The 26,999-nt window shown below is 58.6% G+C and carries 26 protein-coding genes and 1 pseudogene; 20 read left to right on the forward strand and 7 right to left on the reverse strand.

The genetic code is table 11. The annotated features are described in order from the left end of the window. Positions 1-17: 17 nt before the first annotated feature. The 5 genes from rsmE to metK all read right to left on the reverse strand — a co-directional run bounded on the left by rsmE (position 18) and on the right by metK (position 5,128). Entirely contained in the window at positions 18-749 is a 732-nt protein-coding gene (gene rsmE, locus AC4OVS_RS03880; protein WP_003860033.1) for a 16S rRNA (uracil(1498)-N(3))-methyltransferase, read from the reverse strand. A 51-nt stretch (positions 750-800) separates the two neighbouring features. After that, positions 801-1,508 carry a deoxyribonuclease I gene (endA, locus tag AC4OVS_RS03885; protein ID WP_023306912.1) on the reverse strand — a complete coding sequence of 236 codons (708 nt, stop codon included), beginning with the start codon at positions 1,506-1,508 and terminating at the stop codon, positions 801-803. Between the two features lie 94 nt (positions 1,509-1,602). Beyond that, positions 1,603-2,100 carry a SprT family zinc-dependent metalloprotease gene (locus tag AC4OVS_RS03890; RefSeq protein ID WP_032626162.1) on the reverse strand — a complete coding sequence of 166 codons (498 nt, stop codon included), beginning with the start codon at positions 2,098-2,100 and terminating at the stop codon, positions 1,603-1,605. Positions 2,101-2,159: 59 nt separating this feature from the next. Next, positions 2,160-3,557: a galactose/proton symporter gene (galP, locus tag AC4OVS_RS03895; protein ID WP_023298566.1), complete on the reverse strand. Its 1,398-nt coding sequence runs from the start codon at positions 3,555-3,557 to the stop codon at positions 2,160-2,162. Between the two features lie 416 nt (positions 3,558-3,973). Next, a complete protein-coding gene (gene metK, locus AC4OVS_RS03900; RefSeq protein WP_022649349.1) occupies positions 3,974-5,128 on the reverse strand; it encodes a methionine adenosyltransferase in 1,155 nt (384 codons plus the stop codon). 425 nt (positions 5,129-5,553) lie between these two features. Between metK and AC4OVS_RS03905 the strand changes: the two genes are divergently transcribed. From AC4OVS_RS03905 to speB, 4 genes are all read left to right on the forward strand, one after another. Beyond that, positions 5,554-5,694, forward strand: a complete 141-nt coding sequence (locus AC4OVS_RS03905; protein ID WP_418251239.1) for a hypothetical protein — start codon at positions 5,554-5,556, stop codon at positions 5,692-5,694. Positions 5,695-5,788: 94 nt separating this feature from the next. After that, positions 5,789-5,920 carry an acid stress response protein YqgB gene (gene yqgB / locus AC4OVS_RS03910; RefSeq protein WP_057979949.1) on the forward strand — a complete coding sequence of 44 codons (132 nt, stop codon included), beginning with the start codon at positions 5,789-5,791 and terminating at the stop codon, positions 5,918-5,920. A gap of 8 nt (positions 5,921-5,928) precedes the next feature. Continuing rightward, entirely contained in the window at positions 5,929-7,905 is a 1,977-nt protein-coding gene (gene speA, locus AC4OVS_RS03915) for a biosynthetic arginine decarboxylase (protein WP_022649348.1), read from the forward strand. Positions 7,906-8,115: 210 nt separating this feature from the next. Further along, a complete protein-coding gene (speB, locus tag AC4OVS_RS03920; protein ID WP_017382921.1) occupies positions 8,116-9,036 on the forward strand; it encodes an agmatinase in 921 nt (306 codons plus the stop codon). A 76-nt stretch (positions 9,037-9,112) separates the two neighbouring features. On the opposite strand, the pseudogene AC4OVS_RS03925 reads toward speB, so the two are convergent. After that, a pseudogene (locus AC4OVS_RS03925) lies at positions 9,113-9,444 on the reverse strand (MFS transporter); the annotation flags it as partial. Between the two features lie 415 nt (positions 9,445-9,859). Between AC4OVS_RS03925 and AC4OVS_RS03930 the strand changes: the two are divergent. From AC4OVS_RS03930 to AC4OVS_RS03995, 14 genes are all read left to right on the forward strand, one after another. After that, complete coding sequence (locus AC4OVS_RS03930) at positions 9,860-10,183, forward strand: Rieske (2Fe-2S) protein (RefSeq protein ID WP_003860044.1); 324 nt, start codon at positions 9,860-9,862, stop codon at positions 10,181-10,183. After that, positions 10,180-10,488: a recombinase-like helix-turn-helix domain-containing protein gene (locus tag AC4OVS_RS03935; protein WP_108367934.1), complete on the forward strand. Its 309-nt coding sequence runs from the start codon at positions 10,180-10,182 to the stop codon at positions 10,486-10,488. The genes AC4OVS_RS03930 and AC4OVS_RS03935 overlap by 4 nt, the downstream gene beginning before the upstream one ends. 10 nt (positions 10,489-10,498) lie before the next feature. After that, positions 10,499-11,521 (forward strand): Rieske 2Fe-2S domain-containing protein, encoded by a 1,023-nt coding sequence (locus tag AC4OVS_RS03940; protein ID WP_047734791.1) that lies wholly within the window; start codon positions 10,499-10,501, stop codon positions 11,519-11,521. Further along, positions 11,521-12,270 carry an SDR family oxidoreductase gene (locus AC4OVS_RS03945; protein WP_491922189.1) on the forward strand — a complete coding sequence of 250 codons (750 nt, stop codon included), beginning with the start codon at positions 11,521-11,523 and terminating at the stop codon, positions 12,268-12,270. The genes AC4OVS_RS03940 and AC4OVS_RS03945 overlap by 1 nt, the downstream gene beginning before the upstream one ends. A 12-nt stretch (positions 12,271-12,282) precedes the next feature. Further along, positions 12,283-13,071: an IclR family transcriptional regulator gene (locus AC4OVS_RS03950; RefSeq protein WP_032671673.1), complete on the forward strand. Its 789-nt coding sequence runs from the start codon at positions 12,283-12,285 to the stop codon at positions 13,069-13,071. A 78-nt stretch (positions 13,072-13,149) separates the two neighbouring features. Next, complete coding sequence (locus tag AC4OVS_RS03955; protein WP_491922190.1) at positions 13,150-14,076, forward strand: VOC family protein; 927 nt, start codon at positions 13,150-13,152, stop codon at positions 14,074-14,076. Further along, positions 14,073-15,260, forward strand: a complete 1,188-nt coding sequence (locus AC4OVS_RS03960; RefSeq protein WP_491922191.1) for an NAD(P)/FAD-dependent oxidoreductase — start codon at positions 14,073-14,075, stop codon at positions 15,258-15,260. The genes AC4OVS_RS03955 and AC4OVS_RS03960 overlap by 4 nt, the downstream gene beginning before the upstream one ends. A 25-nt stretch (positions 15,261-15,285) precedes the next feature. Beyond that, entirely contained in the window at positions 15,286-16,542 is a 1,257-nt protein-coding gene (locus AC4OVS_RS03965; RefSeq protein ID WP_022649340.1) for an MFS transporter, read from the forward strand. Between the two features lie 10 nt (positions 16,543-16,552). Next, a complete protein-coding gene (locus tag AC4OVS_RS03970) occupies positions 16,553-17,083 on the forward strand; it encodes a cupin domain-containing protein (protein ID WP_022649339.1) in 531 nt (176 codons plus the stop codon). Positions 17,084-17,092: 9 nt separating this feature from the next. Continuing rightward, the gene (locus tag AC4OVS_RS03975; RefSeq protein WP_032626143.1) at positions 17,093-17,863 is read left to right on the forward strand and encodes an alpha/beta fold hydrolase; all 771 of its coding nucleotides are present in this window, start codon (positions 17,093-17,095) and stop codon (positions 17,861-17,863) included. After that, positions 17,847-18,641, forward strand: a complete 795-nt coding sequence (locus AC4OVS_RS03980) for an SDR family oxidoreductase (protein ID WP_417929664.1) — start codon at positions 17,847-17,849, stop codon at positions 18,639-18,641. The genes AC4OVS_RS03975 and AC4OVS_RS03980 overlap by 17 nt, the downstream gene beginning before the upstream one ends. A 9-nt stretch (positions 18,642-18,650) precedes the next feature. Further along, entirely contained in the window at positions 18,651-19,421 is a 771-nt protein-coding gene (locus AC4OVS_RS03985) for an aspartate dehydrogenase (protein ID WP_491922192.1), read from the forward strand. Between the two features lie 9 nt (positions 19,422-19,430). Beyond that, complete coding sequence (locus tag AC4OVS_RS03990; RefSeq protein WP_063152130.1) at positions 19,431-20,900, forward strand: aldehyde dehydrogenase; 1,470 nt, start codon at positions 19,431-19,433, stop codon at positions 20,898-20,900. A gap of 13 nt (positions 20,901-20,913) precedes the next feature. After that, positions 20,914-22,554, forward strand: a complete 1,641-nt coding sequence (locus AC4OVS_RS03995; RefSeq protein ID WP_063150139.1) for a thiamine pyrophosphate-binding protein — start codon at positions 20,914-20,916, stop codon at positions 22,552-22,554. A 45-nt stretch (positions 22,555-22,599) separates the two neighbouring features. Here the strand turns inward: AC4OVS_RS03995 and loiP are convergent, their stop codons facing one another. Next, positions 22,600-23,358, reverse strand: coding sequence for a metalloprotease LoiP (gene loiP, locus AC4OVS_RS04000; protein WP_003860073.1), 759 nt, complete (start codon positions 23,356-23,358; stop codon positions 22,600-22,602). A 272-nt stretch (positions 23,359-23,630) separates the two neighbouring features. Between loiP and tkt the strand changes: the two genes are divergently transcribed. Beyond that, positions 23,631-25,622: a transketolase gene (tkt, locus tag AC4OVS_RS04005; protein WP_491922193.1), complete on the forward strand. Its 1,992-nt coding sequence runs from the start codon at positions 23,631-23,633 to the stop codon at positions 25,620-25,622. Positions 25,623-25,978: 356 nt separating this feature from the next. Continuing rightward, positions 25,979-26,998 (forward strand): erythrose-4-phosphate dehydrogenase, encoded by a 1,020-nt coding sequence (gene epd / locus AC4OVS_RS04010; RefSeq protein WP_022649326.1) that lies wholly within the window; start codon positions 25,979-25,981, stop codon positions 26,996-26,998. The last annotated feature ends 1 nt before the right edge of the window (position 26,999 follow it).

Genomic DNA, 26,999 nt, shown 5'->3' on the forward strand with positions numbered 1-26,999 from the left:
ATGGGTCAGGCTTTGCTTCAACCCAGATCGCCAAATCGCACCTGTAGGGCGGTAATGGCGGTGAGTGCCGTTGTCTCAGTGCGCAGAACGCGAGGTCCCAACAGAATATCAGTAAACTGGTAACGCGCCGTCATGGCGATTTCGTCAGCCGACAGGCCGCCTTCCGGGCCAATCAGCAGGCGTACGCGCTCAACGGGCAGCGGCAGCGTATTGATGCTGGCGCTGGCGCGCGGATGAAGATTAAGCTTAAGCCCGCTTTCCTCTTCTGCACACCAGTCCTCCAGATCCATCGCCGGGCGGATCTCCGGGATGCGGTTGCGGCCACTCTGTTCACAGGCTGCAATGGCAATTTTCTGCCACTGCTGGATCTTTTTGTTCAGACGTTCCGCATCCAGTTTAACGCCGCAGCGCTCAGAAAAAAGTGGCGTAATGAGGCTTACACCCAGTTCAATGGATTTCTGAATGGTGAACTCCATCTTTTCCCCGCGCGACATCACCTGGCCAAGGTGAATGTGCAGCGGGGATTCCCGGTCGTCCACATCGCCACGCAGCACCTTCACGTGCACGCTTTTTTTATCGGCGCGCGTAATTTCAGCGTCAAAAATCTGATTAGAGCCGTCAAAGAGCTGAATCGCCTGGCCTGCGCCCATGCGCAGCACGCGGCCTACGTGGTTTGCGGCATCATCAGACAGGGCGATTTCGCCGCCTGGGGTAATCAGTTCAGGGTGATAGATGCGAGGGATGCGCATAGTCAGAAATTCCATGTGTCATGCGATATAAGCGAATTGCCGTAGTGTAGGTTAGCTCTTTTGCGCCTGGCAAGCCCGCTGGACGTAAGGGTTGTGATTCCCCTGGACTTTGGCGATACGTTCGTCGCGCTGGCATTCCCAGTCCGTCACCGGGTAGAGCTTGTCCCAGGCATTGAAGAGCTGCGTCTGCTGGCGGGAAAGGTTGAGATCGTAGCGGTCGCGCATATAGAAGTAAGTGCGGGCGATGCTGCCGCGCGCGCGGGCAGGCGGTTCGGCGAGTTTCTCTTTGAAATCGACCTTCATGGCGCACTGACCGTACTGGCCTTCGCCACCGTTCCACTGGCTGTACATGAAGTTTCCGCGGTCGCCATTGACTTCACCCACGGCGGGTTGCAGGTTGTGCATATCGCTTTCCATCTGGCGGTAGACCGGATCTTTTGCGCAATTTTTACGTCCACCGTCCTGCCAGCACTGGCGCTGGTGGCCAAACTGCCAGGCCGGAACAACGTGTTCCCATTCGATTCGGCTGGCGCGGTTCTCGTTCTTGCGCACCTTATAGCCGCAGGATCCCAGATCCACGACCCCTTTCTTACCCTGCCAGTTAATTTTACAGCCGCAGTAGAAATCACCCGGTACGTCGGCGTTAATCTTTACGCCTGCGGTTTTTGCCTGTGAGAAACTGTGAATACCGTCGGCCAGAGCATGGCCGGAGAGCGCCGCCGCCAGAAAAGCGACTGCGAGAGAAACATTACGGGACATCTTACACTCCGTGTCAAAACGAGCCCGCAACGTAACGAATGTTGTTCCCGTATGCAATCAGTCAGATCAGGAAAGTTCCTGAAAGTTCGAGTGATTATTCCGCCACCAGTGGTTCGCCGCACTTTACGCAGCGATAGGTCGCCTCGCCGCGCACCACGCGGTTGTGACGGCGCACGGTAAGCTGGTGCTGCTGGCACTGGCAGCGGTAGGGAAATGTATTGCGGCGTACCGATTCCAGCTCGAACTGGTGGGTGCGGCGAGCCGGAACGCCGAGCACCGCCTCCATCATCCATTTCCACTCTTTGCCGTGCGGCGCGACGCGGCCAAAGTGTTTCCACACCAGAAGGTGGGCCAGCTCGTGCGGCACCACTTCTTCGATAAACGCCTGCTGATTTTCCATCATCAACACCGGATTCAGGCGGATCTCATACGATTCCAGCCAGGCGGTGCCTGCCGCGGTGCCACGCTGCTGATAGACCAGCTTCGGTTCAGGATAATTGCGGCCGAGCTTCAGGTTGGCCTGGGCGAGTTTTTCCCGCAGGCTGCGCATGACGGCTTGCTGAATGGCGATGGGGAGACGGGGAGATTTCATAGGGGCAGAGCATAAAGCGGGAAGCGGGGAGGCGCAAGAGGCGCCTCCCCGCAGGAGGATCAGTCGTGTGCGCCGATTTCGCGCAGAGGACGACCTTTCATCAGGTTACGTTCAATGTGTTCCAGTGAAACATGTTTGGTTTCAGGAACCAGCCAGATCGTGAGAACAATAAAGAACAGGTTCAGACCGGCGTAGACCCAGAAGGTATTGGCATTACCCAGGGTATTGAGCATGGTCAGGAACGTTGCGCCGACGATCATGTTGGCAATCCAGTTGGTTGCGGTAGAGCAGGTGATACCAAAATCACGCCCTTTCAGCGGCTGGATCTCAGAACACAGTACCCAAATCAGCGGACCGGCGCTCATCGCAAACCCAATAATAAACATCAGCAGCATCGCCACGGCGAAGTACTGTGCCGTTGGGGAGTGAATGCCCATGTGCATCATGGTACCCAGCACGCCCATCCCGACGGCCATGACCAGGAAGCCCAGCGTCAGGGTTGGTTTACGCCCCCAGCGGTCCACCAGACCGATAGCGATAAAGGTCGCCAGCACGTTGGTCAGGCCGACGATCACGGTGCCCCACATCTGTTCGGTGGTGTTGGTGTAGCCCGCCAGTTCGAAGATTTTCGGCGCGTAATACATGATGACGTTCATCCCGGTGAACTGTTGCATGATCTGTAACAGCACACCGAGGAACACCGCGCGGCGGAAGTTGCTGTTCTCTTTGAACAGCGCCCAGCCGGACTGTTTGACCTTCAGGCTTTCGCGGATCTCTTCCAGCTCGTTTTTGGCTTCGGCGCTGGTATCACGCAGGCGTAAGAGCACGCGTTCGGCATCGTGGAAGCGGCGTTTGGCGGCGAACCAGCGTGGGCTGTCCGGCAGGAAGAAGACACCAATCAGCAGCAGAATGGCCGGAATGATGATGACGCCCAGCATCCAGCGCCATGCGCCGCTGTAGCTGAAGGCGGTATCGGAAAGATACGCCCCCAGAATACCGATGGTGATCATCAGCTGGTACATGGAAATCATGCTGCCGCGGATTTTTTCCGGTGCGATTTCAGACAGGTACAGCGGGGCAGTATAAGACGCCACGCCCACTGCCAGACCGAGCAGCACGCGGGAGAGGATCAGCACTTCAACGTTAGGCGCAGCGGCAGAGAACAGTGAGCCGGCAACGAACAGGATCGCGCCGATCATCAGGCTCTTTTTACGCCCGAGCTTAAAGGAGAGCCAGCCGCTGCCGACCGCGCCGACGGCGGCACCGAACATCATGGAGCTGACCACCCATTCCTGAGTGTGTGCGCTAATCTGGAACTCATCGGTGATGAAAGGTAATGCACCGGCAATTACGCCAATATCCAGGCCAAAGAGTAATCCTGCCAGAGCGGCGAGGAAGCAGACGAAGAACGTCATTGCCTTATTGGACGTACGCCCCTGTTTATTATTGTCAGGCATTATGCCCTCCAGTTGGGTTATCAGTTTTTACGATATTAAGAGTAGGTGAGCGGCTCATAAAAATATGTGAGTCAAATCACAACGGTGTAATCGGTTACACTAGTTTGTAACCGTAAAAATAATTAAAGCTTTGAAAATATAGAGGTAAATTAATTGATATGCATCGCGTTTGCACAAATTTCAGACTTAACTGAAAGGGAATGTAACAGCAGAAGAAATGCGATCATGCAAAGAGAATATTCTGAAAGCGGGGTATAGAGAGTGAGGTGTAAACGGTTCCAAACATTGCCGGGTGGCGGCTGCGCCTTACCCGGCCTACCAAAATTCACTACCCGTAGGTCGGGTAAGGCATAGCCGCCACCCGACATAAAAAAGGCCAGCACAAAGGCTGGCCTGTTTAAGCTGCTGGCAGTCGATTATTTCAGACCGGCAGCATCACGCAGCAGGGCGGCTTTGTCGGTTTTTTCCCAAGGGAAATGTTCGCGACCAAAGTGACCGTACGCTGCAGTTTCCTGGTAGATTGGGTGCAGCAGATCCAGCATCTGAATCAGACCGTATGGACGCAGGTCGAAGAACTCACGCACCAGCAGGGTCAGCTGTTCAGAAGGCACTTTTTCAGTACCGAAGGTTTCCACCATGATGGAGGTTGGCTCAGCCACGCCGATGGCGTAGGAAACCTGAATTTCACAGCGGTCAGCCAGGCCCGCAGCAACGATGTTTTTCGCCACATAACGTGCAGCGTACGCCGCAGAACGGTCCACTTTAGACGGGTCTTTACCGGAGAACGCGCCGCCACCGTGGCGCGCCATGCCGCCGTAGGTATCTACGATGATTTTACGACCGGTCAGACCGCAGTCACCCATTGGGCCGCCGATAACGAAGCGTCCGGTTGGGTTGATGAAGAATTTGGTCGCAGAGCTCAGCCATTCAGTTGGCAGAACCGGCTTGATGATCTCTTCCATCACCGCTTCCTGCAGGGATTTCTGGTCAATATCTTCAGCATGCTGCGTGGAAAGAACCACGGCATCAATGCCGACGATTTTCCCGTCGTCATACTGGAAGGTCACCTGGCTTTTTGCATCCGGACGCAGCCACGGCAGGGTGCCGTTTTTACGCACTTCAGCCTGACGCTGCACCAGACGGTGTGCGTAAGTCACCGGCGCTGGCATCAGCACGTCGGTTTCGTTGGTCGCGTAGCCGAACATCAGGCCCTGGTCGCCCGCGCCCTGTTCCAGCGGATCGGCACGGTCAACGCCCTGGTTGATGTCCGGGGACTGTTTGCCAATAGCGCTCAGTACGGCGCAGGAGTTGGCATCAAAGCCCATATCAGAATGTACATAACCGATCTCACGCACCGTGTTACGGGTGATCTCTTCGATATCAACCCATGCGCTGGTGGTGATCTCACCGCCAACCAGAACCATGCCGGTTTTGACATAGGTTTCACACGCTACGCGCGCCTTTGGATCCTGCGCGAGGATCGCATCCAGCACCGCATCGGAGATTTGGTCAGCAATTTTATCAGGATGTCCTTCTGATACGGACTCGGACGTAAACAGGTGTTTTGCCATGTTTTATTTCACCTAAAAGGAATTTGGTTAGCTCGAACTGCTGTGTGGAATAGCCAAAGGAGATAATTCTACCAAGGCCTGCAGGATTTTGACACTGGCAGTCTGAGTGTTAATCGGTATGGATGGATTAACATCTGGACGTCTATTTTAGGTCACTTCTTCACCCGATTTCCAGTTTTTTTTGACTCACCTCTCACTGCGTTGAAAACACGGCTGGAAATTTTTCCTGACGGCGCTGGCAACCTGCGCATTTTTGTTTTGCTTTTTAGCGACCTTCTCGGTATAAAACGCGGCGCGCGGCTCATATAAAATAAGCGCTCGATGAACACATCGTGTCGCCACTTCCAGCCGGGTTAAGCAGTGAACTTTTAGCTTTGGCTTGTGGTCCGTTTCAGCAGAGGCGGCCGTGGAGGTGATACGAGATAATGAACCATTGTTTTCCGCTCATTCAGCGCAGCCGTTCTGGCGCGCATTTGATTCCCACCCGCACTTCTGGTCTAAACACCTGCCGATGTTATACCCATCTCGGTGCTTCTCAGGATTCCAGAGCCGGTCACGCTTTGTGAAAACTGAACAAGGGCGCTCTTGTTAATACAGGAGTTTTCTCGTGGTTTCGCCGAACCTTGTCATACAGAGTTCGGATACGTGTTTTACAATGATATGAATAAGAAACCGGTCGCACGGTCTGGATTTCAGCATACTCTGCTGGGAAATGGAGCCGTTAATGGGTTGTTATCGCCGTATAACGCTGCGATAGTAGTCAACTGTTTTACACTTAATACAAAGAGTTGAGGTTCGCTATGTCTGACGACATGTCTTCGCTTTCGCCTTCGTCAGCAGGCGAACAGGGTGTACTACGTTCTATGCAGGAGGTTGCGATGAGCTCCCAGGAAGCCAGCAAGATGCTGCGCACTTACAATATTGCCTGGTGGGGCAATAACTACTACGACGTTAACGAGCTGGGCCACATCAGTGTCTGCCCGGATCCGGACGTCCCGGAAGCGCGCGTGGATCTCGCTAAGCTGGTGAAAGCCCGTGAAGCCCAGGGTCAGCGCTTGCCTGCACTGTTCTGCTTCCCGCAGATCCTGCAACATCGCCTGCGTTCTATTAACGCCGCGTTCAAACGCGCGCGGGAATCGTATGGTTATAACGGCGACTATTTCCTCGTTTACCCGATCAAGGTAAACCAGCACCGTCGCGTGATTGAGTCCCTGATCCACTCCGGCGAACCGCTGGGCCTGGAAGCTGGCTCCAAAGCGGAGCTGATGGCGGTTCTGGCGCACGCGGGCATGACCCGGTCGGTGATCGTCTGTAACGGCTATAAAGACCGCGAATACATTCGTCTGGCGCTGATTGGCGAGAAGATGGGCCACAAGGTCTATCTGGTGATCGAGAAGATGACCGAAATCGCGATCGTGCTGGAAGAGGCCGAGCGTCTGAACGTGATCCCACGCCTTGGCGTGCGTGCGCGACTGGCGTCGCAGGGTTCCGGTAAATGGCAGTCTTCCGGCGGTGAAAAATCCAAGTTCGGCCTCGCGGCGAACCAGGTGCTTCAGCTGGTGGAAATTCTGCGCGAGCGCGGTCGTCTGGACAGCATTCAGCTGCTGCACTTCCACCTTGGCTCGCAGATGGCCAACATTCGCGACATCGCCACCGGCGTGCGTGAATCGGCACGTTTCTACGTTGAGCTGCACAAGCTTGGCGTAAATATTCAGTGCTTTGACGTGGGCGGTGGCCTGGGCGTGGATTACGAAGGGACACGCTCGCAGTCTGACTGCTCGGTCAACTACGGCCTGAACGAATACGCCAACAACATTATCTGGGCGATTGGCGATGCCTGCGAAGAGCACGGCCTGCCGCACCCGACGGTGATCACCGAATCCGGCCGCGCGGTCACTGCGCACCATACGGTGCTGGTCTCTAACATCATCGGCGTTGAGCGCAGCGAAATCACTGAAGCCACGCCTCCGGCAGACGATGCCCCACGTTCCCTGCAAAGCATGTGGGAAACCTGGCAGGAGATGCACGAGCCGGGCACGCGTCGTTCTCTGCGCGAATGGCTGCACGACAGCCAGATGGATCTGCACGACATTCACGTCGGTTATTCTTCAGGCACCTTTAGCCTGCAGGAACGCGCGTGGGCGGAGCAGCTCTATCTGAACATGTGCCATGAAGTGCAGAAGCAGCTCGATCCGAGCAACCGCGCACACCGTCCGATTATCGACGAGTTGCAGGAACGTATGGCGGACAAAATGTACGTCAACTTCTCCCTGTTCCAGTCGATGCCGGATGCCTGGGGTATCGACCAGCTGTTCCCGGTTCTGCCGCTGGAAGGGTTGAATCATGCGCCTGAACGCCGCGCGGTGCTGCTGGACATTACCTGTGACTCAGACGGCGCGATTGACCACTACGTCGACGGTGACGGTATCGCAACGACCATGCCAATGCCGGAGTACGATCCGGAGAACCCGCCAATGCTGGGCTTCTTTATGGTGGGTGCGTATCAGGAGATCCTCGGCAACATGCACAACCTGTTCGGTGATACCGAAGCGGTTGACGTGTTTGTCTTCCCTGACGGCAGCGTGGAGGTTGAGCTGTCCGACGAAGGGGACACCGTGGCGGATATGCTCGAATACGTTCAGCTGGATCCGAAAAAACTGCTCACCCAGTTCCGCGATCAGGTCAAAAACACCGGTCTGGACGATGCCTTGCAGCAGCAGTTCCTGGAAGAGTTTGAAGCGGGTCTGTACGGGTATACGTATCTGGAAGACGAGTAGTAAAACCTCCCTCTCCCGGTGGGAGAGGGTTGGGGTGAGGGCATCAGACCGCACAATGCCCTATACTCACTTGAACCCGTATGAATTAACGGCGATAATTCGCCCCACTATGCGATTTACGAATCAATCCCTTCCTCGTCGGGTTTAACGACGCGGAGGGGATTTTTTTTCATCTGTTTTTAATGTATCGACTTTATAAGAGGTCAGGACATGAGCACTTTAGGTCATCAGTACGATAACTCTCTGGTATCTAACGCGTTTGGTTTTTTACGCCTTCCGATGAACTTCCAGCCTTACGACAGCGATGCTGACTGGGTGATCACCGGCGTACCGTTCGACATGGCAACGTCCGGTCGTGCGGGTGGACGTCATGGCCCGGCGGCAATCCGTCAGGTTTCCACCAACCTGGCCTGGGAGCACAACCGCTTCCCGTGGAACTTCGACATGCGCGAGCGCCTGAACGTGGTGGACTGCGGTGATCTGGTGTACGCCTTCGGTGACGCGCGCGAAATGAGCGAAAAATTGCAGGCGCACGCCGAGAAGCTGCTGGCGGCCGGTAAACGCATGCTCTCCTTCGGCGGTGACCACTTCGTGACCCTGCCGCTGCTGCGCGCCCACGCGAAGCACTTCGGTAAAATGGCGCTGGTGCACTTTGACGCGCATACCGACACCTACGCGAACGGCTGCGAATTCGACCACGGCACCATGTTCTACACCGCGCCGAAAGAAGGCCTGATCGATCCGAACCACTCCGTGCAGATCGGCATCCGCACCGAGTTCGACAAAGACAACGGCTTCACCGTACTCGACGCGGGCCAGGTGAACGATCGCGGCGTGGACGATATTCTGGCTCAGGTTAAGCAGATCGTCGGCGATATGCCTGTCTACCTGACCTTCGACATCGACTGCCTGGATCCGGCATTCGCACCGGGTACCGGTACGCCGGTGATCGGCGGCCTGACGTCAGACCGCGCCATCAAGCTGGTGCGCGGCCTGAAGGATCTGAACATTGTCGGGATGGACGTGGTGGAAGTGGCTCCGGCCTATGACCAGTCCGAGATCACCGCGCTGGCCGCGGCGACCCTGGCGCTGGAAATGCTCTACATCCAGGCAGCGAAAAAAGGCGAATAAGCCTTACGCGCTGATTGCTGCTGCGCGCCGCATGCGCAGCAGCAACATTCCCCAGGCCAGCGTGAAGGTGTGGACAAACCCCGGTTATTTCGCGGGCGATGACCATTCCCGTCAGCGAGCCTAACAAAGGCGAAATCGCGCAGTCCGCGGCCCAAAGCGCAATGCTGCTTAATAATCCCTGCCGATAATGAAGTTTGCTTTCAATAACCGACGTTAATAATAGAGCGGAAAAACCATAACCCAGAAGAAAGCAGGTCATGAGTAGACCCTGTAACATTCTGTTTTCATTTAACTGAAAATGTTCGGCAAATTCCGGGTTTAAATCATTACCGAGATATTTACCCGATCGACGTACGAAATAATAATGAGTAATAAAAGCGCAATCGTGCCTTGCCATCTTGCCGTCATCATGTCCGCCTTACGTTTTTTGTAACTTATATTTTTCATCAATGTGATTGTCACAGAGCTAAAATGATTCACCTGTGAAACTCATTGTTTATTAAAGATAAATTAAAAATGAGTTTCACCGGTGAAACGCGAAAGAGGTGACGTTAATTTATTTTTAAAGAGTAAAAAGAAAGGAAGTCAATATCTTTTATTCAAAATAAGAGACCATTAAAAAAACGTATTTCTCACGCTGTAATAATGAAAATTTCATATCGCTGCATTTTTTCGTGATCCCTTGCACACTTAGTAAATTAATTGCCGATCGATTAACAAATTCGTCACATTGTCGCTTGACGAAACATTCATCGCTTTTATATTGACCGTATTAAATAAGAAACAGAGTTTCATATATGAAACAAAAGCCTGGAGGATCGTGATGAGCTGGATAGGCGTATGTGACGCAGAACAAGTACAGGAAGATTTCCCTTTTAGCGGCAACGTCGACGGGAAAGAGATCGGCGTTTACCTGATCGACGGTGAATATTACGCGCTGGAAGACGTATGCCCCCACGCCTATGCCCTGCTGAGTCAGGGCTTCGTAGAAGACGGCAAGGTGGAATGCCCGCTGCACGAGGCGGTGTTCGACGTCAAAACCGGCCAGTGTCTGCACGGCCCCGGAGGACGCAACCTCAACCGTTACCCGGTTCGGGTCTTTGAAAACCAGATTCAGATTACCTTTGTTGAGGAGACCGTGGCATGAGCGACACGCTGAACTACAACCCGGCGCTGCCGGAAAGCCGCCAGTTTACCCCGCCGGCAGAGGGCGGTAATGGCGCCATTCACAAGCCGGGCGAGTACCAGAACCTGATCTGGCAGACCCGCAGCCGTGAGCCGGAAAGCTGGGAGGTGAAGCTGATTGCGACGCTGGAAGATCTCTTCGAGCAGGGCGTTGAAACCCTGCCGGAGCTGGTAAACGGGCTGAACGCGGTGCGCATGCACGACCAGCAGGGCGAGCCGTGGAGCGACGCCAGCTTCCAGGTATTCTTACAGGTTAACGGCTACTGAGGGCAACGCGATGACAACGACCGTACAACACTATCTGGATAAAGGCCTGCGCGGCCTCTGGTATCCGGTGCTGGCGAGCTGGGAAGTGCAGTCTGCGCCGGTGGGCATCACCCGCCTGGGCGAGCAGATTGTGGTCTGGCGCAACAAAGACGGCCAGGTGCAGGCGCTGGAGGACCGTTGTCCGCACCGCGGCGCGCGCCTGTCGATGGGCTGGAACCTCGGCGACCGCATCGCCTGCTGGTATCACGGCGTAGAGGTGGCGGGCAACGGCGAGGTGAAAGACGTGCCCGCTGTGGATAAATGTCCGCTGGTCGGCCAGCAGTGCGTGCGCAGCTATAACGTGCAGGAGGCGCACGGCGCCATCTTCCTCTGGTTTGGCGTCACCGCGGACCAGCAGCCGGACGAACTGGCCTTCCCGGATGAACTCGCCGACACGGAAAACTTCAGCAACTTCCTCTGCACCGCCGCGTGGAAATGCAATTACCAGTACGCGCTGGAAAACGTGATGGACCCGATGCACGGCACCTATCTGCACTCCTCCTCGCACTCGATGGCGGAAGGGGATCGCAAGGCCGACATGGTGCTCCAGCCGACCAAAACCGGCTTTATCTTTGAGAAGAAAGGGCAGAGCGGCGTCAACTTCGACTGGGTGGAGCTGGGCAACAGCGGCACCTGCTGGATGCGTCTCTCCATTCCGTACAAGAAGCGTTTCGGGCCGGGCGGCCACTTCTTTATCGTCGGCATGGTGGTGCCGGAAGATAACGACAACTGCCGCGTCTTCTTCTGGCGCATCCGCCGCGTGCAGGGCTGGCAGCGCGATATGTGGCGCTTCATGTACCGCAACAGGCTGGAAAAACTGCACTGGGAAGTGCTGGAGCAGGACCGCGTGGTGCTGGAGAGCCTGGCGCCAAACGCCCGCGATCATGAATACCTGTATCAGCACGACGTTGGCCTCTCGCGCCTGCGTCGCATGATGCAAAAGGCCGCCAAAGAGCAGCTGGCGATGCGTGAAGCACAGCAGGGGGCCGCCTGATGAACGGGCTGCTGAGCGGCAAGCGCATCGTCATAACCGGCGCCGCGCGCGGGCTGGGCTACCACTTTTCCCAGGCCTGCGCGGAGCAGGGCGCGGCGGTGGTGATGTGCGACATCCTCAAAGGCGAGCTGGCCGAGAGCGCCCACCGGCTGAGCGAGCGGGGATATGCGATCGAATCGCACGTTATCGATCTGGCCGATCCGCAGTCCATTGAGCAGGTGTTCAGCGCGATTGGCGAGCAGGGGCAGATTGACGGTCTGGTGAACAACGCTGCGATGGCGACGGGCGTCGGCGGCAAAAATATGCTCGATTACGATCCGGATCTCTGGGATCGGGTGATGCGCGTCAACGTCAAAGGCACCTGGCTGGTAACGCGCGCCGCCGTACCGCTGCTGCGCGAGGGGGCGGGCATCGTGAACGTCGCGTCCGACACCGCGCTGTGGGGCGCGCCGCGCCTGATGGCCTACGTCGCCAGCAAGGGCGCCGTGATTGCCATGACCCGCTCAATGGCGCGCGAACTGGGTGAAAAGCGTATACGCATTAACGCCATCGCGCCGGGCCTAACCCGCGTCGAGGCGACGGAATATGTCCCCGCCGAACGGCATCAACTCTACGAAAACGGCCGCGCGTTAACCGGGGCACAGCAGCCGGAAGACGTCACCGGCAGCGTGGTCTGGCTGTTAAGCGATCTGTCGCGGTTCATCACCGGACAGCTGATCCCGGTCAACGGCGGTTTTGTCTTTAACTAAGGTAGGGCGATGATGGCAAACGATCAGGAAGTGAAGTATCTGGTGCCGGGGCTGGAGCGCGGTTTACAGCTGCTGTTGGCCTTTGGCGAGCAGCATCGCGATCTGACCTTTGCCGAACTGCATCGGCTGGTGGATATGCCGAAGGCCACCGCCTATCGCGTGGTACAGACGCTGGAGTACATGGGATTTCTGGAGCGCAACACGCGCACCAATACCTTTTCGCTGGGCATGAACGTGCTGCGTCTTGGCTTTGAGTACATCGCCTCGCTGGACGTGGCGCAGGTCGGCCAGCCGGTGATCGAGCAATTGCGCGACGTGAGCCAGTGCAGCAGCCATCTGGCGATCCGCGACGGGCGCGACATTATCTATATCGCCCGCGTCAGCGCCGCCGGGTCGCGTATCAACCAGGTCAGCATTGGTACCCGTCTGCCGGTGCACTGCACCTCGCTGGGCCGCATGCTGTTGACCGATATTTCCCGCGCTGATTTCGAACAGCTGTTCCCGCATGAGCGCCTGCCGGGCAACACGCCGGGGCAGCTTCACGACCGCGAAGCCCTGTGGCAGATGGTACAGCAGGACAAAGCCCGCGGGTATGTCATCGGCGAATCCTTCTTCCGCCACGGCATCTCTTCCATCGTCTACCCGGTGTATGACCGAAGCGGCCGCGTGGCGGCGGTGGTCAGCATTCTGGTGCCGTCGGAGGAGATCCCACTGAGCGACCGCGAGCGCCTGCAAAACGAGGTTCGCCTCGCGGCGGATAAAATTTCTGGCTTCTTAGGGTATCTGTCACAGGCCAGTTAAATCAGTGAGTTAACGTCAGGCGCTTGACTGCGTCGGGCATGTTTTACGCCCAATCTGGGCCAGATGAGGCAACGAACGATGAGTATAACCGGAATTGAAAAGCTGGAATTTGGTGTGGAAGACCTGACGCACTGCGCCAAATTTATGCGTGATTTTGGCCTGACGGGCGATGCCAGCGGCCAGCGTTTCATCACCCTGAGCGGCGCGCGCGTGGAGCTTAACCCGATCGACAGCCCCGACCTGCCGCCCGCGTTTGAAGCGGGCAACACTCTGCGCCGCATGACCTGGGCGGTTGCCAGCCAGTCTGAGCTGGATGCGCTGCGCCCGAAGCTGGCGCAACAGCCAGGTTTTCGTGAAGTGGGCGACGCGCTGGAATGCCTGGATCCGAACGGCATGACGCTGCGCGTGCAGGTGACCCAGCAGACCGACGTGGAGCTTAACGTCGAGCCAATAAACCAGTGGGGCGACGCCCGCCGTATCGACACGCCCAGCCCGGTTTACGATCGCGCCCAGCCGATCAACGTGGGGCATGTGGTGTTCTTCGTGGAAGAGCTGGCGGCAGTAGAGGAATTCTACCACGAGGTGCTCGGCTTCCAGGTCTCGGATCGCTATATCAACCGCGCCGTGTTCCTGCGCTGCGGGGCGCGTGGCGGCCATCACAACCTGTTCCTGCTGCAACTGCCGAACCGCAAGCGCGGCCTTAACCACGTGGCCTTCACCGTGCGCGACATCCACGAGGTGATCGGCGGCGGTATCGCGATGAATAAACATGACTGGAGCACCTTTATCGGGCCGGGCCGTCATCCGGTGTCGTCGGCGTACTTCTGGTACGTCAACAGCCCGACCGGCGGCGCGTTTGAGTATTACACCAACGACGACTACCTGACCGAAAACTGGCAGCCGCGCGAGCTGGAGCATTCCCTGGTCTCCTTTACCGAATGGGCGGTGGAGGGCGGGATTGACCACGACACGCGCCGTCAGCAGAAAAAGCCGGAGGCGGTATGACATCGCGCATTGTCATTATCGGCGGCGGCCAGGCGGGCGGCTGGGCGGCGAAAACCCTGCGTGACGAGGGCTTCGACGGCGAGATTTGCGTGGTGGCGGAAGAGGAATGGGATTTCTACGAGCGGCCGCCGCTGTCAAAAGCGTCTCTGCTGGAGCCGGACTCCGCGCTTCCGCGGCTGTTTAGCGAAGAAGCGCAGCAGGCGCTGAACCTGATCTGGTACCGCCCGCTGCGTGCTGAATCAGTCGATCGTGAAGAGAAAATCGTGCGTTTAAGCAACGGCGAACGTCTTAGTTACAACATCCTTTTAATCGCTACCGGCGGGCGGGCGCGCCTGCCTTCGCAGGCGTGGGCCAGCCATCCGCAGGTCTACACCCTGCGCCACTGGCAGGACGCGCAGCGCCTGAAAAGTCGCCTGTCGGAAAGTCACAAGCTGGCGATTATCGGCGGCGGCTGGATTGGCCTTGAGATTGCCGCTTCCGCGCGGAAAAGCGGCGTGGCGGTCACCCTGTTCGAGCAGCAGCCTGCGGTGTGCATGCGCTCGGTGAGCAGCGAGGTGTCCCAGCGCCTGGAGGCCATCCACCGCGAGCAGGGGGTGGAGATCCGTACCGGCTGCGGCGCGCTGGAGCTGGAGGACGATAATGGCCTGCCGGTCATCCACTGCGACGGCAACCGTGAAACCTTTGATACGGTCGTGGTCGGGATCGGCGTCGATCTCAATCTGGAGCTGGCGCTTGATGCGGGGCTGAAAACCGGGCGCGGGATCGTGGTGGATGCCCATGGACGCACCTCGGATCCATTCATCTTTGCCGCAGGAGATGTCGCCCAGCACCATCACTACGGCTTGTGCATCCAGTCCTGGGCCTTCGCCCAGAATCAGGCGGTGGCGACGGCGAAAGCGATGCTCAACCGCGATGCGCCAGGTTATGACGACGCGCCGTGGCTGTGGTCGGATCAATATCAGCACAATATTCAGATCCTCGGTATTCCGCAGCCGGAGAGTAAAACGATAGTGCGTGAAGATGCGCTGTTCTTCTCGCTGGATGAAAACGGGCGGCTGACGCAGCTGGTGGCGTTCAACGATGCGCGCACCGTCAAGCTGGCGAAGCGCTGGATGGCGGCGGGGCGGGATCTGTCGAACGTACCGCTTGCCGACCCGACATTTTCACTGATGTCACTGCGATAGCTAACCCGCACCCGTAGGGGGAGAGATGACCACACTAGAGACGAACACCGCGCCGGTTGAGGCGAGCGGTGAGGGGACCCGCACGCCCGAAAAAGCGGTGCGCTGGGCCATCCCGCTGTCGCTGCTGGCCTGCGTGCTGCTGGCGTTTTTCGACAAAATCAGCATCGCGGCGCTCTTTTCGGATACCCATTTCCAGCAGGCGATGGGCATTGATTTCGACACCACGCGCCTCGGCATATTGATGAGCGCCTTCCTGCTGAGCTACGGCTTTTCGTCGGTATTTTTGAGCGGTTTAGGCGACAAAATTGCGCCGCTGCGCCTGCTCACCGGGATGATGGCTGTGTGGTGCGTGCTGATGGTGGCGATGGGCTTTACCCATAACTACACGCTGATGATCGTCCTGCGCATCCTGCTGGGCGTGGCGGAAGGGCCGCTGTTCCCGCTGGCTTTCGCCATCGTGCGCCACAACTTCCCGCAGCATCTGCAGGCGCGCGCCACCATGCTGTGGCTGCTGGGCACACCGGTAGGGGCGGCAATTGGCTTCCCGCTCTCCCTCTGGCTGCTGAACACCTTCGGCTGGCAGAGCACCTTCTTTGTCATGGCCATGCTTACCGTGCCGGTGCTTATCTTTGTACGCATCGGCCTGCGCGGGATCCGTCTGGAGGCTAAACCCGGCACTTCGCAGGCGTCTCAGGACGAGCGGCGCGCGGCGCGGCGCGAGCTGTTCGTCAGCCCGCATTTCTGGATCATCTGCATCTTTAACATCGCGTTCCTGACCTACCTGTGGGGCATCAACGGCTGGCTGCCGGGCTACCTGATCAAAGGCAAAGGCATTCACCTTGAGCATGCAGGCTGGCTGTCGTCGATGCCGTTCATCGCCATGCTGGCGGGGGAAGTGATTGGCGCGTGGCTCTCGGACAGGGTCGATAAGCGCGCGGCGGCCTGCTTTATCTCGATGGCGGGGGCGGCGGTGGGGCTGGCGGCGGTGATGCACCTCGATACCCCGCTCGCCGTCATCGCGGCGATGAGCTTCAGCACCTTTATGTGGGGCACCGGCGCGCCCAACATTTTCGCCCTGCTGGCGAAGGCCACCCATCCCCGGGTGAGCGCCACGGCGGGCGGCATTTTCAACGGGCTGGGAAACTTTGCAGGCGCGCTGTCGCCGGCGGTGATGGGCGCGCTTATCGCCTTCACCCACAGCATGGATTCCGGGCTGATTTTTCTGGCGGTGATGGCGGCGGTGGGCTGCGTCCTGTTACTGCCGCTGCTGAGACGTTACTGAGGAGAGTGTCATGACTGATTCAACCGTAACCCACAAAACGGGCATCAAACCTGACCATCTGACGATGGAAGAGTGGGTCGAGTCGCGCATCGCGCGCTTCGAAGGCCGTAAATACGACTGGAACGCGCTGAAGTTCCAGGCCGATTTTGACCCGAAATACCGCCGGGCGCAGATGCGCTACATCGGCACCGGCGCAACCGGCGTGGCGAACGACACCAATACCGTGCAGGCGGACCATTTTACCTTCTCCACCATGGTACTGCCGTCGAAGTGCGAAGGGCCGCTGCACCTGCACGACGACGTGGAAGAGGTGTTCTTCATGCTCAAGGGGCAGATCACGCTGATGATCCAGGACGGCGACAACTACACCGAAACCGTGCTGCGCGAGCGTGACCTGATCTCCGTCCCGCCGGGCATCTATCGCGGCCTGTTTAACCACGGGGAAGAGGAAGCGCTGATGTGCGTCATGCTGGGGACCAACAAGCCGGAAATCCCGACCTATCCGTCCGACCATCCGCTCTCGAAAGTGAAGCGGAACTAAGGGGGCGCCATGACGGGTTTTCGTGAACAGGGAAGCGGCATTCCGCTGATGCTGCTACACGGGATCAGCTCTGGCGCTGCGTCCTGGCACAAGCAGATGGCGCTGAACGGTTTTCGCGTGCTGGCGTGGGACATGCCCGGTTATGGCGAAAGCCCGATGCTGGCCGTCGCGCGGGCAAACGCGGGGGATTACGCCGACGCGCTGGCGGCGATGCTGGATCGCGCCGGTGTCTGGCAGGCGGTGCTGGTGGGCCATTCCCTGGGGGCACTGGTCGCAAGTGCCTTTGCGGCGAAGTTCCCGGATCGCGTCATTCATCTTGTACTGGCCGACGCTGCGCAGGGCTACGGCAATGCCGCGCCGGAGCAGCGGGAGCAGGTCTGGCGCAACCGCGAGCAGCAGATGGCGTTGGGCGGCGAAATCCTCGCCCAGACCCGTGCCGCGAAGCTGCTGCGCCCCGGCGCGCGCGCGGAAGATATCGCCACCGTCGCGGCGGGCATGCGCACGCTGCGCCCGGAAGGCTACCTTGCCGCCGCGTGGATGCTGGCGCATGACGACATTCACGGCTGGCTTAAACGATACTCCGGCACGTTTGAAGTCTGGTGCGGCGAGCAGGACGCGATAACGCAGCCCGAACTGGTGCAGGGGCTGGCGCTGCGCTACGGCATGCCGTTTACCGCCATTCCGCAGGCCGGGCACGCCAGCTATCTCGATAACGACGTGTTTTTCAACCAACAGCTTTTACGCATTAACGAAGAGGTGCGCGATGAATGCACAAATTGACGGGCGCGTAGCGGTAGTCACCGGCGGTTCTTCTGGCATTGGCTTTGAAACGCTGCGCCTGCTGCTGGGTGAAGGGGCGAAAGTCGCCTTCTGCGGCCGTGACCCGGATCGGCTCGCCAGCGCCCATGCGACGCTGCAAAACGAATTCCCCCACGGGGAGATTTTTTCTTACCGCTGCGACGTGCTGAACGCCGACGAGGTTCAGGCCTTTGCGGATGCGGTGCAGGCGCGCTTTGGCGCGGCTGATCTGCTGATCAACAACGCCGGGCAGGGCTACGTGGCGCACTTCCATGACACCCCGCGCGAGGCGTGGCTGCACGAGGCAGAGCTGAAGCTGTTTGGCGTCATCAATCCGGTGCAGGCGTTTCAGCCGCTGCTGGAGCAGTCAGACATTGCCTCTGTTACCTGCGTCAACTCCCTGCTGGCGCTACAGCCGGAGGAGCACATGATCGCTACCTCCGCTGCTCGTGCCGCGCTGCTGAACATGACGCTGACGCTCTCGAAAGAACTGGTGGGTAAAGGCATTCGCGTCAATTCCATTTTGCTCGGCATGGTGGAGTCCGGCCAGTGGCAGCGCCGCTTTGAAAACCGGGCGGACAAAAGCCAGAGCTGGCAGGAGTGGACGGCGGATATCGCGCGCAAGCGCGGCATTCCAATGGCGCGCCTCGGCAAGCCGCAGGAGCCCGCGCAGGCGCTGCTGTTCCTCGCCTCGCCGCTGGCCTCGTTTACCACCGGCGCCGCGCTGGACGTTTCCGGCGGCTTCTGTCGCCATCTGTAAGGACGCATCATGAAAAAGGTAATGTTGATTGGTTTTGGTGCCATGGCGCAGGCGGTGATTGAGCGCCTGCCCGCCGGTGTGGCTATCGGCTGGATCGTGGCGCGCGCGTCTCACCATGCCGCCATTCACGACCAGTTTGGCGATGCGGTCGAGGCGCTGTCGTCGCCAATGGCGTGCGCGCAAACGCCGGATCTGGTGCTGGAATGCGCCAGCCAGCAGGCGGTGGCCCAGTACGGGGAAGAGATCCTGCGTCGCGGCTGGCATCTGGCCATCATTTCCACCGGCGCGCTGGCGGACAGCGCGCTGGAGCAGCGTCTGCTCGCTGCGGGCGGAAAACTCACCCTGCTTTCCGGTGCGGTGGCCGGTATCGACGGGCTGGCGGCGGCGAAAGAGGGCGGCCTTGAGCGCGTTACCTATCAGTCGCGCAAAAGCCCGGCCAGCTGGCGCGGCAGCTATGCCGAGCAGCTTATCGATCTGAATGCGGTGTCAGAGGCAGAGGTCTTTTTTGAAGGCAGCGCCCGCGAGGCGGCGCGGCTGTTCCCGGCGAACGCCAACGTGGCGGCGACCGTGGCGCTCGGCGGCGTCGGGATGGATGACACCCGCGTGCAGCTGATGGTTGACCCGGCAACGAAACGTAACACTCACACGCTGCATGTCGAAGGATTATTCGGCGAGTTCCATCTGGAGCTGAGCGGGCTGCCGCTGGCGTCTAACCCTAAAACCTCCACCCTGGCGGCACTGAGCGCGGTGCGCGCCTGCCGCGAGCTGGCCCTGAGCTGAGGAGTGACGATGGACGATCTGAAGATTTTTATCGGCGGCCAGTGGCGACACGGCGGAGGTAACCCGATGCAGAGCCACTTCCCGGCAGACGGGTCGATCAACGCGACGCTGAACGCCGCCAGTCTGGATGACCTGGAGGAGGCGGTAGACGCCGGAGAGCGCGCCTGGCGCGATCCCGCCTGGCGTAACAGCCTTCCGCACGTGCGGGCGAAGATCCTGCACAAGGTGGCGGATCTTATTGAATCCCGTGTGGATGAACTGGCGCAGATGCAGAGCCGGGATAACGGCAAGCCGCTGGCGGAAGCGTGCGGGCTGGTGATGAGCGCGGCGGGAACGGCGCGCTACTTTGCCGCCGCCTGCGAGCTGCTGGAGGGTGAACTTCCGACACCGCGCCAGCCGGATCTGCTGACGCTGAGCCGCTACGAGCCCCTTGGCGTGGTGGCGGCCATCACGCCGTGGAACTCGCCGATTGCCAGCGAAATGCAGAAGGTCGCACCGGCGATTGCCGCCGGGAACGCGGTGATCCTCAAGCCCGCCGAAGCCACGCCGCTGATGGCGCTGGAGCTGGCGCGGATTTTTGAACAGGCCGGGCTGCCCGCCGGGCTGCTGAGCGTGCTGCCGGGCAAAGGCTCGGTGATTGGCGATGCGCTGGCGCGTCATCCTCGCGTGCGCAAAATTTCCTTTACCGGCGGAACCACTACGGGCCGTCATCTGGCGCACGTGGCGGCGGAAAAACTGATCCCGGCCTCGCTGGAGTTGGGCGGCAAATCGCCGACTATCGTGCTGGAGGATGCCGATATCGAACAGGCCGCGCGCGGGATCTGCTACGGCATTTTCAGCTCGGCGGGGCAGGCGTGCATCGCCGGATCGCGGCTGTTTATCCACGAGAGTATTTACGCCCCGCTGATGGCGAGGCTGCTGGAATTAACTCGCGGGCTGCGCGTCGGGCATCCGTTTACCGACGGCGTGCATGTAGGACCGCTGATCGGCGAGAAACATCGCCAGAGCGTAATCGAGTACGTCGAACTGGCGAAGCGGGAAGGGGGCCGCGTGCTGTGCGGCGGCGAGATCCCCGCCGATCCCGCTCTGGCAAACGGCAGCTTCTTCCAGCCAACCATTATCGAAGGGCTACACAACAGCGCCCGCGCATGTCAGGAAGAGATCTTCGGCCCGGTGCTGGTGGCGATGCCGTTTCGCGATGAAGCGGCGCTTATTCGCGTGGCGAACGACTCGGTTTACGGCCTGGCGGCGGGGATCTGGACGCGCGATACCGGGCGCGCCCTGCGTCTCAGCGAGCAGCTGGAGGCAGGCACGGTGTGGATCAACACCTACAAAGTTTTTGCGATTTCGACCCCGTTCGGGGGCTTTAAAGAGAGCGGTCTGGGCCGCGAGAAGGGTATCCAGGGGCTGAAAGCCTGGATGCAACAAAAGAGCATTTATCTGGCGACGGGTAACAGCGTCAACCACTGGTGCGACTGAGAAAGGGTGAGCAATGAGCGAAATGATAACCGTCGGCGACGCCATCGCCAGAACGCTGGAGCAGTATCAGGTTGAGGCCATCTACGGCGTCATCTCCATTCACAACCTGCCGATAGCGGATGCGGTTGGGCAGCGGGGCAATATCCGCTTTGTGCCCGCGCGCGGTGAAGCCGGTTCCGTCACCATGGCCGATGCCCACGGGCGCTTTTCCGGCCTCGGCGTGGCGCTGACCAGCACCGGCGCGGGGGCCGGGAACGCGGTAGGCGCGCTGGTGGAAGCGATGAATGCCTGCACGCCGCTGCTGCATTTAACCGGGCAGGTAGAGAAAGCCTGGCTGGACGCCGACACAGGGTTTATCCATGAAACCCGCGACCAACTGACCTTCCTGAAGGCCAGCTCAAAACGGGCGTACCGTATCAGCAATGCGAATCAGGCGATAGCCATTCTGCATAAAGCCATCCAGGACGCGCAGACCCCGCCGTGCGGACCGGTTTCGGTGGAAATCCCGATTGATATTCAGGGCGCCAAAATTCCGCTGTCGCTGGTAACCGCCCCGGTAAAACCGGCATCGGTTCCAGCCGTGGATACCGGGATGGTTGACGCGCTGTGGGCGCAGCTCAAACAGGCGAAACAGCCGCTGCTGTGGCTGGGCGGCGGGGCGCTGGGAAGCGCTGAGGCGGTGAAAAAACTGGCGGATGCGGGCATCACCGTGATTTCCAGCACCCACGCGCGCGGCGTGCTGCCGGACGACCACCGCGCCAGCCTGCGGGCGTTCCACAACTCGCCGTCGGTGGAGGCGCTGATTGCGCAGTGTGATTTTACGCTGGTGGCCGGTTCACGTCTGCGCAGCAACGAAACCCGCTCCTGGACGCTTGAGCTGCCGTCCCCGCGGGTGCAGATTGATATCGACCCGGCGGCGGCCAGCCGTAACTACCTGATGGATAGCACGTTGATAGCAGATTGTTCAGCGCTGCTTGGCGCGCTGGCTAAAAAAGTGCAGGGCCGCGAGTGGGGCAACGCCCAGTGGGATATGCAGGTGCAGCAGGCGGTCGGGCAAGCTGAGCAGGGGCTGCGCGAGCAGTGCGGCGCCTATGCGAAGCTTAACGACGCCATAGAAAAAGCCCTGCCGAAAGACGGCCTGCTGGTGCGCGATATCACCGTGTCCGGCAGCCTGTGGGGTAGCCGCCTGTTCAGGGCTAACGGTCCGCTGCTGAACATTCACTCCCTCGCCGGGGCGATTGGTATGGGACTGCCGATGGCCATCGGCACCGCGATTGCTAACCCGCAGCGCAGGGTGGTGGGACTGGTGGGCGACGGCGGCCTGAGCCTGAATTTAGGCGAGCTGGCGACGCTGGCGCAGGAGAAAGCCAACGTGACGCTGCTCATCATGAACGACGGGGGCTACGGCGTAATGCGCGGTATTCAGGATAAATATTTTGGCGGGCGTCAGTATTATAACGAACTGCATACACCGGACTTTACCCTGCTGGCGCAGGCGATTGGCCTACAGGCCTGGAGCGTTGAGCGGGCTGAGGACTTTGATGCGGTGATGACGGAAGCGCTGGCGATGCCGGGGCCGTCGGTGGTAGAAGTGCGGATGGGGCAGATTGGCGCCCTGAAGTTTGCCGGGCCGCCACAGAAAACGCTGTACTGATTGAGCCTTGTTGCCCGGTAGCGCGGCGCGCACCGGGCCGAAGTTTTATTTAATTCCGTCTGCCGCCATGCGGTCACGGATATGCTGCGCGCGTTCAACGGAGGCCGGGTGATCGTCAAACATGGAGCTTTGACGGCCTTCCTCCAGTTTCGCCAGTTTTTCGAAGCTGGTGGCTAAACCCGATGGATTGATGCCGCGTTTGCGCAACAGATCGTAAGAGTAGTCATCCGCTTCCGACTCCTGACGCTGGGAGAACTGGGAGTTAACCAGTTTCTCACCCACGTCGCCCAGCTGCGACTGGGACAGGCTGCCGACAATGCCGCCCGCAGAGGCCGCCGCAGCACGCACGGCATTGGTGCCCAGCGCAACCTGCATCCCTTTCTTTACGTGACCGAGAGCAACGTGACCCATTTCATGGCCGATCACCGCTTCCACTTCGTTGTCGGTCATCATGTCCATCAGGCCGCTGTAAACGCGGATACAGCCGTTAGCCATCGCGAAGGCGTTGACGTCTTTCGCCATATACACCTTGTAGTTCACCGGCTGACCGTTAATGTTGTCGCCCAGCGCGGAAGCAATCTTGTTCAGACGCTGCGTGTAGGTGCTGTTTGCCGGGGCAAGCGTAGCTTTTCCATCCATATCCTTACAGGCCTCGTCGCTCAGCGCTTTCACCTGCGCATCGCTCAATGAGTAGGCCTGAAAAGCTTCTGCGCCTGAGGTCATCAGGCCGTTAGAATCCATATTCTGACAGCCGCTTAGCAGGAGCGTTGTTCCCACAGCCAGCCCAATTGCACGCATTTTCATGATGTTGCTTCCGTACTCGTTAATCTGAATTAATTCCGAAAAATGCACCGTCAACGAAGCCGGTGTCGGGCTAAGTATAAGGAATATCTACAGGGGCGGGCGAGTAGATTGCGCAACATGCGAGCATGATCCAGAGATTTCTTAAGCTGCAAAAGAATGGTCCATGTACATGCCCTGCGGCTTGGGTTACATTGTTGGCACTTTTTTCCGGCGTAGCCCAAAACGCGCTGTCGTCAAGGGCATGGCCTTTAACAGTCCGATCTGGAGTTAAAATGTCCTCACGTAAAGAGCTTGCTAATGCTATTCGTGCGCTGAGCATGGACGCAGTACAGAAAGCCAAATCCGGCCACCCGGGCGCCCCTATGGGCATGGCTGACATCGCCGAAGTCCTGTGGCGTGATTTCCTTAACCACAACCCGCAGAACCCGGCATGGGCAGACCGCGACCGTTTCGTGCTGTCTAACGGCCATGGCTCTATGCTGATCTACAGCCTGCTGCACCTCACTGGCTACGATCTGCCAATCGAAGAGCTGAAAAACTTCCGTCAGCTGCACTCCAAAACTCCAGGTCACCCGGAAGTGGGCTACACCGCTGGCGTTGAAACCACTACCGGTCCGCTGGGTCAGGGCATTGCGAATGCCGTGGGTATGGCGATTGCTGAGAAGACCCTGGCGGCACAGTTCAACCGTCCTGGCCACGACATCGTTGACCACTTCACCTATGCGTTCCTGGGCGACGGCTGCATGATGGAAGGCATTTCTCACGAAGTGTGCTCCCTGGCAGGCACCCTGAAGCTGGGTAAACTGGTTGCGTTCTACGACGACAACGGCATCTCCATCGACGGTCACGTTGAAGGCTGGTTCACTGACGACACCGCCGCACGTTTCGAAGCCTACGGCTGGCACGTTGTGCGCGGCGTTGATGGCCACGATGCTGACTCGATTAAACGTGCCGTAGAAGAAGCGCGCGCCGTGACCGACAAACCGTCCCTGCTGATGTGCAAAACCATCATCGGCTTCGGTTCTCCGAACAAAGCGGGCACTCACGACTCCCACGGCGCACCACTGGGCGACGCGGAAATCGCACTGACCCGTGAAGCGCTTGGCTGGAAACACCCTGCCTTCGAAATCCCATCTGAAATCTACGCGCAGTGGGATGCGAAAGAAGTGGGCCAGGCGAAAGAAGCGGCCTGGAACGAGAAGTTCGCGGCTTACGCGAAAGCCTTCCCACAGGAAGCGGCTGAATTCACCCGTCGTATGAAAGGCGACATGCCGTCTGACTTCGACGCGAAAGCGAACGAGTTCATTGCGAATTTGCAGGCGAACCCGTCTAAAATCGCCAGCCGTAAAGCGTCTCAGAATGCGATCGAAGCGTTTGGTCCTCTGCTTCCAGAATTCCTCGGCGGCTCCGCTGACCTGGCGCCATCTAACCTGACCCTGTGGTCTGGCTCTAAGCCAATCAACGAAGACACTGCCGGTAACTACATCCATTATGGTGTACGTGAATTCGGTATGACTGCGATTGCCAACGGTATCGCTCTGCACGGTGGTTTCCTGCCGTACACCTCTACCTTCCTGATGTTCGTAGAGTATGCACGTAACGCCGTGCGTATGGCCGCGCTGATGAAACAGCGTCAGGTGATGGTCTACACCCACGACTCCATCGGTCTGGGCGAAGATGGTCCAACTCACCAGCCGGTAGAGCAGGTGGCTTCCCTGCGCGTGACCCCGAACATGAGCACATGGCGTCCATGTGACCAGGTTGAATCTGCGGTGGCGTGGAAATACGGCGTTGAGCGTCAGGACGGCCCGACTGCGCTGATCCTCTCCCGTCAGAACCTGGCGCAGCAGGAACGTACCCCAGAGCAGCTGGCAAACATCGCCCGCGGTGGTTACGTGCTGAAAGATTGCGCGGGCCAGCCTGAGCTGATCTTTATCGCGACCGGTTCTGAAGTTGAACTGGCCGTTGCCGCATGGGAAAAACTGACTGCTGAAGGCGTGAAAGCGCGCGTGGTTTCCATGCCGTCTACCGATGCGTTCGACAAGCAGGATGCCGCGTACCGCGAATCCGTACTGCCTAAAGCGGTCTCCGCTCGCGTGGCAGTGGAAGCGGGTATCGCTGACTACTGGTTCAAATACGTTGGCCTGAACGGCGCTATCGTCGGTATGACCACGTTTGGTGAGTCTGCGCCGGCTGAACAGCTGTTTGAAGAGTTTGGCTTCACCGTTGAGAACGTTGTCGCTAAGGCGAAAGAACTGCTGTAATTGCCGTTTTGCCCGGTGGCGCTAACGCTTACCGGGCCTACAAATGGCATAAAATGTAGGCCGGGTAAGCGTTAGCGCCACCCGGCTTTTTTGTATGCACGATTCCTCAGACATGTAACTGCTCTGTAAATTATTCCACCGAAAATGTGATGCAAGTCATATAGCTCGCTTATTCATCTGGACAGAGATTCCTTTTATTCCCCGATTCGCTTATTCTTGCTGAAGCGTTTCAGTCGATTAAATGTTCGACAATTGACCAATCAATCGCAGTTTGTGACAGCAAGGATTCCCCTTCGGGCGTCGCTGGATTACTCTTTCAGCCACCTCAAACTCAGGGATAGCTTTGCAGGAGATCTATGACCGTACGCGTAGCGATTAATGGCTTCGGTCGCATCGGGCGCAACGTGGTTCGTGCTTTATATGAATCCGGGCGTCGTGCGGAAATCACCGTGGTGGCAATCAATGAACTGGCGGATGCTGCGGGCATGGCGCATTTGTTGAAATATGACACCAGCCACGGTCGCTTTGCCTGGGACGTTCGCCAGGAAAGGGAACAGCTGTTCGTCGGTGACGATGCCATCCGCGTGCTGCATGAGAACAGTATTGAAGAGCTGCCCTGGCGCGAACTGGGTGTGGATGTGGTGCTGGACTGTACCGGCGTGTACGGTAACCGTGAACATGGCGAAGCGCATCTGAATGCTGGCGCGAAAAAAGTGCTGTTCTCCCATCCCGGCAGTCACGACCTCGACGCCACCGTCGTGTTTGGTGTCAACCAGCACGAGCTGCAGGCTGAACACCGCATTGTCTCCAACGCCTCCTGTACCACCAACTGCATTATTCCGGTCATTAAACTGTTAGACGATGCGTATGGCATTGAATCCGGTACCGTGACCACGATTCACTCCGCCATGCATGATCAGCAGGTTATCGACGCCTACCATCCGGATTTACGACGCACTCGCGCGGCGAGCCAGTCCATCATTCCGGTGGATACGAAACTGGCTGCCGGGATCACGCGTATTTTCCCGCAGTTTAACGACCGTTTCGAAGCGATTGCCGTGCGCGTCCCGACGATAAACGTCACCGCAATCGATCTTAGCGTGACGGTGAAAAAGCCGGTAAAAGCCTGTGAAGTCAACCTGTTGCTGCAAAAAGCGGCACAGGGAGCATTTCATGGTATAGTTGACTATACGGAATTACCGTTGGTCTCAGTAGATTTTAACCACGACCCGCACAGCGCCATCGTGGATGGCACGCAGACGCGAGTCAGTGGTGCGCACCTCATCAAGACGCTGGTCTGGTGTGATAACGAATGGGGCTTTGCTAACCGAATGCTCGACACCACGTTAGCCATGGCCGCAAAAGGTTTCAGGTAGA

The organism is Enterobacter sp. 4974935 (assembly GCF_058661735.1).